This is a genomic window from Streptomyces sp. AC555_RSS877 (assembly GCF_019049245.1).
In the GTDB taxonomy this organism is placed as follows: domain Bacteria; phylum Actinomycetota; class Actinomycetes; order Streptomycetales; family Streptomycetaceae; genus Streptomyces.
In genome coordinates this window covers 1-12,013 of record NZ_JAGMUK010000157.1, presented here as the reverse complement: position 1 = coordinate 12,013, position 12,013 = coordinate 1, and the positions used below count along the sequence as shown (strand labels likewise).

Here is a 12,013-nt window from a genome sequence, read left to right as displayed (position 1 = left end):
CCTGAGGGTCGCGGTCCCGCGGCCTCGACGCGGAACTCGTGCGGGTCACGCGAACCCGCGCCCCGTGTCGTTCGAGCACCAGGCGGGCCGTTAGGGCCATGGCCTCGTCGACCATCTCACCTTGGAAGGTCACGGCGCCCGTCCCGTCTCTCTGTGCCGCCTCGACCGCCGCGATCAGCTCTGCGCAGCGGGCGAGTTCGGCGGAGCTGGGGGAGAACACCTCGTTGATCACGGGGACATGGGAGGGGTGAATCGCCATCATGCCCTCGTAGCCGAGGGAGCGGTTCTGCTCGGCGAAGGCACGCAGTCCCGGCAGGTCGCCGATGCGCGTCCACAGTCCGCTGACCGGGCACGGCACTCCGGCTGCTCTGACGTCCAGCAGCACGCGGGAGCGCAGTGCCACCGTTTCGGTTCCCTCAGAGCTCCAGCGGTAGCCGACGGCACGTTCCACGTCACCGCCTGGGGCGCAGAGCGCGCCCAAGTAGGCGATACGCGCGGCGGCTCGGCCGATGTCGTAGGCCTCGCGCAGACCGCGCGCCGTCTCCAGCAGGGGAACCAGCGCGACCTGCCCCAACGGCAGCCCCTGCTCCCGTTCGCACCAGCCAAGCAGCCGGTCGGCAAGCTTCACGTCCTGGGTGGAGCGGACCTTGGGAAGGACGACACCGGCGAGCCCGGGCCGTACGACCGCCCGCAGTTCCTCGGCCCCCGCCCAGTCGTCCAGCGGGTTGACACGGACGAACAGCGCCATCCGTCCCGCCTGCTCGGCCGACGTGGCGGCGGCCCGTGCGACGGCGTCGGCCACCTGTGCGCGGGCGGCGAGCCTGCCCGAGGCGGGCACCGCGTCCTCCAGGTCGAGGATGGCCGCGTCGGCGCCCGCCGCCCGGGCCTTGGGCAGCCAGTCGGTTCTGGTGCCGGGGACGAAGAGCAGGGAGCGCAGCGGGGGCCGGTCGACCGCTCCCGCGTCCACCTCGGCAGGCCTCTCCGAAGACGCCTCAGATGACATCGCTCTTCTCCAGTTCGGTCAGCTCGTCCGCGCTGAGTCCGAGCCACTGCCCGTAGACCAGGTGGTTGTCCTGCCCGAGGGCGGGCCCCGTCCGCCAGACCCTTCCAGGGCGCTGCCGGAAATGCGGGATCACCGCCTGCATGCGCACAGGACCGAGATCGGGGTCATCGACGGTGACGATGTCCTCGCGTTCGGCGTACACGGGGTCGGCGGCGATGTCCGCGGCGTCGAAGACCCGTGAGGCCACGACTTTGGCACGGGCGAACTCCTCCAGGCACTCGCCGGTGACGCGCTCCGCCACCCAGTTCCGCAGGCCCTCGTCCAACTGTTCGCGTCGCTCGTACTGTTGCAGAGCCGTGGTGAACTCCTCCTCGGGGAGACCCAGCAGGCGGGCGATGTTGCGGACCGAGCGCAGGGTCGCGGAGGTCACCGTGATCCACTCGCCGTCGCGGGAGCGGTAGGTGTTGATCACGGCCGCCGGGGCGACGGCCAACTGGTTGCCGGAGCGTTCGGGTACTCGTCCCAACTGGTCGTGGACGATGACCTGCCACTCGACCAGACGGAACAGGGACTCGAAGAGAGCGAGGTCGATCCACTCGCCGTCGAACCCGGGGTCGTGGTCGCGTCGGTGGAGGGCGGCGAGGACGGCGTAGGCGCCCATCAGGCCGGTCACGGCGTCGCCGTGCGAGAAGCCGGTGTGCACGGGCGGGCCGTCGGGAAAGCCGGTCAGGTGGACTACTCCGCTGCGTGCCTCACCCACCTTGCCGAAGCCGGGGGCGTCCGCCTGTGACGAGGTGGCGCCGAAGCCGGAGATCTGCAGCAGCACGGCCCGGGGGTTGATCCGGTGCACGGAGTCCCAGTCGAGTCCCCAGCTGCGCAGGCGTCCCGCGCGCAGGGTGACGATGACGACGTCCGCCCAGGCGACGAGCCGGTGGGCGACGAGTCGGCCGGCCTCGTGGTGCAGATCAAGGGTGACCGAGCGTTTGTTGCGGCCGGCGACCTTGAACCACAGGGGAACACCGTCACGTTGGGGCCCCATGGCGCGGGCCGCGTCTCCGGCGCCGGGGGGTTCCACGTGGACGACGTCGGCCCCTTGGTCGGCAAGCATCGAGCCCGCCAGTGGACCGGCCACCACATGGGCGAACTCGACCACTTTCAGCCCGTGCAACTGCCCGCTTCCGGTGGTGTTCCGCTCGTCGTCCGACACCGCTGAGCTCCCTTGCCCTGCCGTTGCGCGTGGGTTCCCGACGGCGTCGTCCGCGTTGGTGCGGCACGGCCGCCGTTGTCTTCAGACTGCCGGAGCGGAGAAATGCCTGTCGAGCAACAGAAGGCCATCAATCATTGCGAAAAACGCATGAATTGAAGGGTGTTGCTGCGGGGCCTCAAGCCCACGAAACCCCGGGCGGAAGCGGACGCCCCTGGCGGCGGAACTCTTCGAGCGTCTCCAGGAACCGCTCCGTCACGGTCGGCAGCGTTCGCCGAGCGCGCAGCGCGATGTCCAGGCGCCGGTCCACCACGGGGTCCACCAGGGGACGGCAGACGACGGGTCCGGCACCCATCAACGGGAGCACGAGGGCGGGCATCGCCGACACCCCGAGACCGGCGGTCACCAGTCCCCCCACGGTCGCGATACTGCCCGCCTCGGCCGCCGGTACCGCGTGGGCGTCGATCTGGGCGAACGCCGCGTCGGTGAGCCGGCGCACGCTCGAGTCGCGCCCGACGGCCAGGAACGGCTGACGGGCCAGGTCGTCCCAGGCGAGCTCGTGGCGGTCGGCCAGCGGGTGGCCTTCCGGCAGCACCGCGACGAAGCGGTCCCTGACCAGGGGGCGGTGCTCCAACTGCTCCGGCGGATTACCGACGGTGGTGATCGCGAAGTCGGCGTCGCCGGAGAGGACCCGGTCCAGTACCGACCGTTCCAGGCCGTCGAGGAGTCGTACCGCCACCTGTGGCCGCCGCTCGCGGAAGTCGGAGATCACCTGCGGCAGGAGCACCGCGGCAACCGAGGGGAGGGTGGCCACGGCGACCGTTCCCGACTCGCCGAGCAGGTATCGCCTGAGCTCCTTCATGCCTGCCCGGTGAGCGGTGACGATCTGTTCGGCGACACGCAGGGCCTCGACGCCCGCCGCGGTCAACTGCACGTTTCGGGTGTCCCGTTCGAGGAGTTGCACGCCGAGCTGTCGCTCCAGATCCGCGACCGCGCGGCTGAGTGAGGACTGGGACACGTGCATCTCCGCGGCGGCCGCGGTGAAGCTCGCGGCTCGGGCGACGGCCGCGTATGCCGCCAGTTGACGCAGGGTGGTGGCCTCCATGGCCGACGAGCATAGGGCTCGCCCGCCTGGATTGATGCGCTTATCGCATGGACAGATCTCGGTTTGATGCTGGACACCGATCCGCCGGTGCTCCGAAACTCTCGCGTAACACCTCGGCCTGCCTCCCTCCGCCCAGCCCCGCCCACCGCCGCCGAGGGCCGTCCCCGAGAAAGCGAGCGCCGCCATGCTGGCAGCCCTGGGCTTCGCCACGATCGCCGTCCTCCTGCTGCTCACCATGACCAAACGCGCCTCGGTACTGGTCGCTCTGATCCTGCTTCCGGTGCTGGCGGCGCTCATCGGCGGATTCGCGGGCGATCTGGGCGAGTTCATTCTCGACGGGCTGTCCAAGGTGGCCCCCACCGGCATCATGATCGCCTTCGCGGTCCTGTACTTCAGCCTGATGGTGGACGCCGGCCTCTTCGACCCGCTGATCCGCGGTCTGTTGCGGGTGGCGCAGGGCGACCCGTTGCGGATCACCGTCGCCACGGCCGTCCTCACCCTGTGCGTGGCACTGGACGGCGACGGCGCCTCCACCTTCCTCATCACCGTCTCCGCACTGCTGCCGGTCTACCAGAGGCTGGGTATGAACCCCCTGGTGCTGTCCGGAGTGGTCTGCCTGGGCGCGGGCGTGATGAACATGGTCCCCTGGGGTGGCCCGACCGTACGAGCCATGGCGGCACTGAAGCTGGACAGTTCCGAGGTCTTCACCCCCGTGCTGCCCGCCATGGGCTTCGGTGTCGCCTGGGTGCTGGTGGCCTCCTACTTGCTCGGCCGCCGGGAACGCAACCGTCTTGCCGCGCTGTCCCCGCAGGGTCCGGCCACGGACGTGTGGGGGGCCGAGGACAAGCGGGACGACCGTGAACTTGCCCCTTCGACGACGGTCACGGCGACCACGGAAGCCGAGTCGAGTGAGCACGCCACTTCCGCGACGGTTGACGGGGAGCGTCAGGCCCTCCGGGCTCCCGGGGACGGGCCCGGCACCGTCCGGGTCCCGCCGCTGTCGCGGACCTGGCTGAACATCTTCAATCTCACGCTCACCGTCGCCCTCCTGGTCTGCCTGATCCGGGAAGTGCTGCCACTTCCCGTGCTGTTCGTCCTCGGGTTCGCGATCGCGGTGCTGGTCAACCACCCCACCTGGGAACAGCAACAGGCGCTGCTCGACAAGCACGCCAAGAGCGTGGTCCTGGTCACCACGATGATCTTCGCGGCCGGCGTCCTCACCGGGATCCTCACCGGCACCAAAATGATCGACGAGATGGCAGAGGCGCTCGTCTCCGTCGTCCCCGACTCCTTCGGCTCGCACCTGCCCGTGGCGGTGGCCGTCACCGGCATGCCGCTGAGCCTCGTCTTCACCCCGGACGCCTACTACTTCGGCGTACTGCCCGTACTCGCCGAGACCGCGCAGGGCTTCGGCACGGACCCGGCGGAGGTCGCCCGGGCCGCCATCCTCGGCCAGATGACCACGGGGTTCCCGCTCAGTCCGCTCACCGCGTCCACGTTCATCCTGGTCGGCATGAGCGGTGTGTCGCTCGGCGAACACCAGCGCTTCATCTTCCGCTGGGCCTTCGCCACCACCCTGGTCATGACCGCCGGAGCCCTGCTGACGGGTGCGTTCCCCCTGTGACCGGTGTTCCGTCGCCCGAGCGGAGTCCCCGCCGGCCGCGGCTCCCGGTAGCCACCGCACATGCCGCTCAGACTTCCAACGCGCCGCCGGCTTCCGGGAGTCCGGAGGACGGCGAACACCTCCACCCACACCAGACACCCGGTCCGGGTGCACCACAAGACCGAGACGAGGACGCATGAGACGGATCACCAGGCGTACGGCGCTCGCAGTCACAGCGGGTGCGGTCGTGGCGCCGGCCGTGAGCACGGCAACCGCCGCGGCCGCCGCCACCACGACAGCCACATCACAAGGACGACAAGCGGCCTCCGGACTCAATCCGGTCCTGCGAACGGACCTCATCACGCGGGTGACGCCGAGGAACAACTGGCTCGTGACAGCCGTCGCCCTCCAGTACGCGCATCGCATTGACCTACGCGGCGCGGTGATCCCGCCCTCGGCCTTCCTGGTGAAGGCCACCGTGGGCGGGCACACAGCGGCTCGCACGGTGACCCGGGTCTACTCCAGCACCGCCGCCGAGGTGGACGACCGATCTCACCCCGGACGGCCGGGGGACCGCCTGATCATCGAACTCGACCCGAACGACTCCAACGCGCGGGCCGCCGGCACCGACCCCCTTCCGCTCGACCGGGCCTACTCCGTCAGACAAGTGGCTGATGTGCACACCCCGGAAGGCGAACCAGTGCTCAGGGCCGGTCCGTTCGCGAGCCGCAACGACGACGTCATCACTCCCGTGGTCGACGACTTCACCGCCGGTTCCTTCACCGACTCCGCAGGCTTCGAACTGGACTTCCGGCTGTACCAGCCTCAGGGATTAATGCGTAACCCGCGAACGCCCAAGCGGTACCCACTCGTCGTCACCCTTCATGGCGGTGGCGAAGTCGCGGACAACAACATGACCCAGCTCACCTCCAACCGGATCGCGGTCACGTTCGCCCAACCGGAACGCCAGCGCCGCGACCCGGCGTTCGTCCTCTCTCCGCAAGTACCCCTGCCCCGTCCCATGGACGGACCCGACGGCACGGACTGGACCGACGCCAAGGTCCAGGCCGCTCTGATCGAACTCCTCGACACGTTCGTGAGCGAGCACTCCCGAAACGTGGACACAGCCCGCGTCTATCTCGTCGGCCTGTCCTCGGGTGCGCGCGGTATCTACAGCCTGCTGGCGAAGCGACCCGACGTGTTCGCGGCTGCCCTGCCCACGGCCGGCTGGGGCGACTCGGCCACCATGGACAGGATCACGCACATCCCGATCTGGGCCGACCACTCCGTCGACGACCCGGTCGTCCCCTACCGGGAGGGCCGCTTCGGCAAGCCCGGCACCTGGACACTGATGAACGCGCTGGAGACCGCCGGTGCTCGGGTCAGCCGTGGGGAGTGGGCCAACGATCTGCCGAAGGCACAGTTCGAGGCCCGGTCCCGGGAACTCCTACGCCAGGCCCGGGCCGCGAGCAGTCACGTACTGTTCACGAGCTACACGCCCGGAACGACACCGGTGAACCCACACCTCTCATGGGCCCAGACGTACGAGAACGACGTGGTCATCGACTGGCTCTTCGCACAGTCCCGGTAGCCGCCGCACGCGGTGTCCCTTCCTTTCTTCTTTCCTTCCGCACTGTGAGAGATCACGTCCCGGCGCACCGGGCAGCCCTCACAACGCGGGCGCACCCCGCTGTCCGGTTACCGCGCTCTCACCGCTACCCGGAGGTAAAGCAATGCGTCCATCCAATAGTTCCCCTCACACGGCCGCACCGTTACGGACCCGACCCCGTGCCATGGCGGCGCTGATCTCTCTGGTCACCACCATCGGCTTGGCGCTGGCTCTGCTGACAGCCGCCGCCCCGCCGGCGGCCGCCGCCGACCTGCTGTCCCAGGGCAAACCCGCGACCTCCTCATCCACCGAGAACGCGTCCACTCCCGCGTCGGCGGCGGTGGACGGCGACACCGGGACGCGCTGGTCGAGCACGTTCCGCGATCCGCAGTGGCTGGAAGTCGACCTGGGCGCCACCGCCACCATCAGCCGAGTGGTGCTGCGCTGGGAGGCCGCGTACGCCCGCGCGTTCCAGATCCAGGCCTCCGACAACGGCACCGCCTGGACCACCATCTACTCGACCACGACCAGCACCGGCGGCGTGCAGGCACTCGACGTGAACGGCAACGGCCGGTACGTCCGCTTCCACGGCACCCAGCGCGGCACCGCCTACGGCTACTCGCTGTGGGAGTTCCAGGTGTACGGCTCCGGTGAGGGCACCCCTCCGGGCAACGGCATCCCGGACCCGACGACCGCTTCCCTGGAGGCCACCAATGGGCCGCTGACCACCGCCACCTACACCGTTCCCAGCCCGAGCGGGTACGGCTCAGGCACGGTCACGTACCCCACGAACAGTGGCTCGTACCCGGGTGTCGTACTGATGCCGGGTTATCAGGGCACACAGCAGAACCTGCAGTGGCTCGCACCCCGCCTCGCCTCCTGGGGCTTCGTCGTCATCAACGTCGGAACCCACACACTCGCCGACGATCCCGCATCGCGCGGCCGCCAGATCACGGCCGCCGGTACCCAGCTGCTCGCGCTCGGCAACGCCCCTGGCAACCCGATATCCGGGAAGCTCAACGGCACGCTCGGCGCGGCCGGTCACTCGATGGGCGGCGGTGGCGTCATGGCGGCCCTCCGCGACGACCCGCGCTTCCGGGCGGGTGTTCCGACGGCCCCGTACTACCCGAACGTGAACTTCTCGGCAGTCACCGAGCCCACGCTCTTCCTGACCTGTCAAAGCGACCCCGTCGCCCACGGCAACAGCTACGCGGTGCCCTGGTACAACTCCATGTCCCAGGCCGAGAAGCTCTACATCGAGGTTCCAGGCGACCATCTGTGTCCGATGACGGGCTACGGCAACAAGGCCAAACAGGGCAAGTGGATCGTGTCGTTCCTCAGCCTCTGGCTGCGTGCCGACACCCGTTTCAGCCCGTTCCTGTGCGGTCCGGTGCGTGACGCCGACAGGAACGACACATCCCTGGTCACGGGCTGGATGGACACCTGCACGTTCTGACCGGCTTACTCGGAGCGCTCCGCGGCCCGCCGACGCAGCGCTCCGAGCCTGCTGCCCGAGCCGTCGACGCCCGCCCCGCCAGGTTGGTACGGCGGCGTGGAGACCGTCAAGGACCGGGCTCGGAACTCCCGCCGCTCCCGGTTGCCGCCTTGGCGCGACTCACACTGGATCAACAGCAATCGCTCCGTGGCCGTGCGCCTGGACGACCTCGCCGCGCACTTCACTTGGTGTGTCAGACCATGGAGAGCCGGTCCACCAGCAGCTCCACCCTGCGCTCGGTGTCCTCCGGCGGGAGCCGTCGCGCCCGGGTCAGGGTGGCAAGTCCGTGCAGGGCCGCCCAGAACGTCTCGGTGAACACTCCGGGGTGGACGCCGTCCCCGGCGACCTCAGCGAGACTCTCCAGCAGGGCGGCGAAGGCGTCCTTCAGCGGCTCCGGGGTGTCCTCCTGCGCATACGCCAGGCCGCCGTCGAGCTGGAACAGGGCGTCGTAGACCGCCGGGTTGCGTGCGGCGAAGTCGAGGTAGGCGCGGGCGAGGGCGTACACCCGCTCGCGCGGGCCGTCTGCGGCGGCGGTCGCGGCGCGCACCCCCGCGGCCAGCTCGGCGGCGCCCTCGAGGGCGACGGCGCCGATGATCTCGCGCTTGCCGCGGAAATGGCTGTAGAGGACGGGCTGGCTGTATTCGATTCGCTCGGCGAGCCGGCGGGTGGTGACCGCGTCCCAGCCCTGCTGCTCGGCGAGTTCGCGGGCCGTGGCCACGATGAGGCGCTCGCGGCCCGCCCGTTCGCGCTCCTTGCGTTCCTGTACCGACATGATTCGACTCTAGCACTGCTAGACAATCGAGCGGCAGTAGTACTAGCGTTGCCTCATCAGCTAGCAACGCTAGATTCCTGGAGGGTCATCATGCTCAACGCACTCGAGGTCGTCACCACCGTGCTCGTCGGGGTGATGGTGGGGGTGGAGTTCTCCGTCGCCTTCGTCATGCACCCGATCCTCAACGCGCTCCCCGAGGACAGTGGCCAACTCGGCCATGCCCACGGAGGCCGGATGCTCGGCGCCGTGATGCCGGTCTGGTACATCGGCTCGCTCGTCCTCGTCGCGGTCTGGGCCGTCGCCGGATGGCACGACCGCGGCACCGGCCTCGTCGTCACCGCCGGCGCGCTGCTGCTTCTCAGTGTGGTCATGTCGCTCCTGCTGCTCGTCCCGATCAACAACCGGAACAAGACGTGGACCCCGGACAACCGGCCCGCCGACTGGAAGCAGCAGATGCGCCGCTGGGAACGCTTCCACTACGTCCGCGTCGCCGTCATCATCGCCGCCTTCACCCTGCTGGTCGCCGCCCTCGCCTGAGCCCGGCCGGCCAGTCTCCCGTACGTATTTCGTACGCGATACGTACGAAAGAGATACGCAATCCGTACGGTTCGTGGGTTAGGATGTTGCCCAGGAGGTGGTCCATGTCCGAGTTGTTCGATCGGATTGATGCGCTGGTTGCGTCCCGGTCTGCTCTGCCGCCGCCGACGGAGCGTAAGCGGCTGCGCCAGGCGCACGGTCTGACGCTGGACGAAGTGGCCTCAGCGCTGGACGTTCGGCGGGCAACCGTCAGCGGCTGGGAGTCCGGCAAGACCGAGCCGCGGCCGCCGGAACGCGAGGCGTACGCACGACTGCTCGGCAAGCTCGCGGAGCTCTACCCCGCCGACCCCGACGTCACGGGGCCCGTTCAAGGCACGGCCGTTCCGGCCAGGTCCTCGAGTGCTCCCGCCCCGGCTCCGCAGGCACAGCCTGCGCCCACAGACGCAGCGCCCGAGGCTGAGGCCATGACGACCGGGCAGACGACCCGGACCCGCCCCGCCGCCAGAGCCGTGCCTCCGGCTGCCGCGCCCGGTCCGGCGCGCACCTCCAAGCCGTCGTCGGCGTCGCGCCGCCCCGTCGAGCGGAAGGCTGTCGCGGCTGGAAGTCCGGCGGATGGCACCGACTCGCGCTTCGAGAACGGCCCGCTGGCGGTCGTCGACGTCGACGCCGACGGCCAGGTGTACGCGTACTGCGTCGGCGGCCTGGTCCTGGACGTGTCCGCCAAGAGCATCCCGGCACTGGTGGACTGGACCCTGAAGGAGGCGAAGCTCGGGCAGCCGAAGCTGTCCGGGCCGGGCAAGGACGCCGACCCGCTGCTGGTGCTCACCGAGTCTGCGCTGGAGCGTTACGGCCTGCCGGTCGCCCTCACGCAGGAGGAGCGTCTGGCAGGGCGGATCCCGGAGGGCCACAAGGTCATCAAGCAGCTGGTGCGTGCGGAGTGGAAGCTCACCAAGCGCGGGTTCGGTCCGTGGGCGAGGATCTACCGCCCGGCCACCGGTTCGGAGCGGGCCTGCGTGCAGTTGTGCATCCCGTCGTGGAACGCGCTCGACTCCCGGCACTGGGGCGAGGCCCGGCAGCTTCCGTCGGCGGACCTCGCGCGCGTGCTGGGCGTGTACGCGTCGCGGGTGATGACCCCGCGCGGATCGGCCGCCGTGACCGGCCTGGAGCTGATGACCGCCCTGCATCCACCGACCCGCGCCTCCGAGCCCGACGCGACGGGGAAGCGGCACTCCGAGCGCAACCCCGGCAGCCTCGGCAAGGAGCCGGTGGACTGCGCGCCGTGCGAAGCTCCCGACGGGCACCCGCTCCTGGCGGACCTGCCGCGCTTCCATGTCCGCGGCCCCGACGAGAAGCTGTTCGAGGAGGCGTACGACTGGGCGCGGCCGCTCACCGACGCTGAATGCACCCTGCGGCACCTGGTCGGCATCGACGTGAACATGGCCTTCGCCGCCGGCGCGAACGGCCTCGTCGTCGGCCTCGGCGCGCCGACGCATGTCCAGGCGCCGGTGTTCGATGCGAAGCTGCCCGGCTCCTGGCTGGTCGACCTCAGCCAGGTGGACCTGTCGCGCGTGAAGGTCGCCAAGGACAAGTGGGCGGACCTGGACGCGAGTCTGATGCCCAGCCCATTCACGCCGAAGGGCGAGCAACCGCAGGGCCCGGCCTGGTACGCGACGCCGACCGTGGCGTACGCGGTGGAGCTCGGCTACGACGTCACGCCGATCGAGGCGTACGTCCGCTACGAGAACGGCCGCTATCTGGACGCCTGGTACCAGCGGCTGCGCGACGCCTACCTCGCCACGATGGCCGACCTCGGCGTGCACGCGGAGCTGCCGCCTGCCGATTTCCTGGCAGCGATGGACGGCTACCGGCAACGCGACCCGGACCTGGCGATCGTGGCGTCCGCGATCAAGGCGACCGTCAAGGGCGGCCTGGGCAAGCTGCGCGAGCGCCCGCGCGGCGAGGGCTGGAAGCCCGGCCGGCCGTGGCGGGCCCTGTCCCGCCCGACGTGGCGGCCGGACATCCGCGCGGCCGTCATCTCCCGCACCCGGATCAACCTGCACCGCAAGATCGTCAAGCACGCGGCGTTCACGGGGCAGTACCCGGTCGCGGTCCTGTCCGACTGTGCCGTGTACGCGGCCGACGGCGAGAGCCCGCTGGATTTCCTGCCCTACCGGGACGGCAAGCCCCTGCCGGGCGGCTTCAAGCTCGGGGTGAACCCTGGGCTGGTCAAGTGGGAGGGCACCCAGAGCGTGCTGTGGGGCGAGGGCGTCCGCGAGCAGTTCCAGGCGCCGGAGCTCAACCTCGCCCGCTACATCAAGGACGGCACCGTCACCGACCAGGACAACGGGGAGTAGAGGGCGATGAGCGTGTTCGGCCAGGGCCTGGAACAGGCGGTGCAGCGGGCGTTCACGCGCCCGATCCCGAAGAGCGCGGGCGCGCAGATGCGGTACCTGGTCAAACAGCTCAAGGGCACCAGAGCGGTCGCCCAGATGCTGCGGATCTCCCAGCGCACCGTCGAGCGGTACGTGAAGGACCAGATCAAAAAGCCCCGCCCGGACCTCGCCTCGCGGCTGGAGACCGAGGTCAGGAAGAGGTGGCAGCCGCAGATCCGCGCCAGAGCACGGCAGCAGGCGGCGACCACCGGCGGCATCGTCATCGACACCCGCGCCCGGATCGGCTACACCG

General features: G+C 69.9%; 9 protein-coding genes and 1 pseudogene. 6 read left to right on the top strand and 4 right to left on the bottom strand.

The window, feature by feature from the left end; genetic code table 11:
* From KUM49_RS37995 to KUM49_RS37985, 3 genes are all read right to left on the bottom strand, one after another.
* Positions 1-1,003 (bottom strand): CoA ester lyase (locus tag KUM49_RS37995; RefSeq protein WP_217241529.1); only part of this gene is annotated, 1,003 nt, incomplete at its 3' end.
* Entirely contained in the window at positions 993-2,210 is a 1,218-nt protein-coding gene (locus tag KUM49_RS37990) for a CaiB/BaiF CoA-transferase family protein (protein WP_217241528.1), read from the bottom strand. The genes KUM49_RS37990 and KUM49_RS37995, both read right to left, overlap by 11 nt.
* 175 nt (positions 2,211-2,385) lie before the next feature.
* Entirely contained in the window at positions 2,386-3,312 is a 927-nt protein-coding gene (locus KUM49_RS37985; protein WP_217241527.1) for a LysR family transcriptional regulator, read from the bottom strand.
* Positions 3,313-3,496: 184 nt separating this feature from the next.
* On the opposite strand from KUM49_RS37985, the gene KUM49_RS37980 reads away from it, so the two are divergent.
* The 3 genes from KUM49_RS37980 (at position 3,497) to KUM49_RS50430 (ending at position 7,980) form a co-directional block, all read left to right on the top strand.
* Positions 3,497-4,936, top strand: coding sequence for a CitMHS family transporter (locus tag KUM49_RS37980; RefSeq protein WP_217241526.1), 1,440 nt, complete (start codon positions 3,497-3,499; stop codon positions 4,934-4,936).
* Between the two features lie 370 nt (positions 4,937-5,306).
* Positions 5,307-6,506, top strand: a complete 1,200-nt coding sequence (locus tag KUM49_RS37975) for a PHB depolymerase family esterase (protein ID WP_308406938.1) — start codon at positions 5,307-5,309, stop codon at positions 6,504-6,506.
* 202 nt (positions 6,507-6,708) lie between these two features.
* Positions 6,709-7,980: a discoidin domain-containing protein gene (locus KUM49_RS50430; protein WP_217241524.1), complete on the top strand. Its 1,272-nt coding sequence runs from the start codon at positions 6,709-6,711 to the stop codon at positions 7,978-7,980.
* A 232-nt stretch (positions 7,981-8,212) separates the two neighbouring features.
* Here the strand turns inward: KUM49_RS50430 and KUM49_RS37965 are convergent, their stop codons facing one another.
* Entirely contained in the window at positions 8,213-8,791 is a 579-nt protein-coding gene (locus KUM49_RS37965) for a TetR/AcrR family transcriptional regulator (RefSeq protein WP_217241523.1), read from the bottom strand.
* A gap of 90 nt (positions 8,792-8,881) precedes the next feature.
* Between KUM49_RS37965 and KUM49_RS37960 the strand changes: the two genes are divergently transcribed.
* The 3 genes and pseudogenes from KUM49_RS37960 to KUM49_RS37950 all read left to right on the top strand — a co-directional run.
* Positions 8,882-9,328, top strand: coding sequence for a DUF1772 domain-containing protein (locus KUM49_RS37960; RefSeq protein ID WP_217241522.1), 447 nt, complete (start codon positions 8,882-8,884; stop codon positions 9,326-9,328).
* A 104-nt stretch (positions 9,329-9,432) separates the two neighbouring features.
* Positions 9,433-11,682: a helix-turn-helix transcriptional regulator gene (locus KUM49_RS37955; protein WP_217241521.1), complete on the top strand. Its 2,250-nt coding sequence runs from the start codon at positions 9,433-9,435 to the stop codon at positions 11,680-11,682.
* Between the two features lie 6 nt (positions 11,683-11,688).
* Positions 11,689-12,013, top strand: a pseudogene (locus KUM49_RS37950) (XRE family transcriptional regulator); the annotation flags it as partial.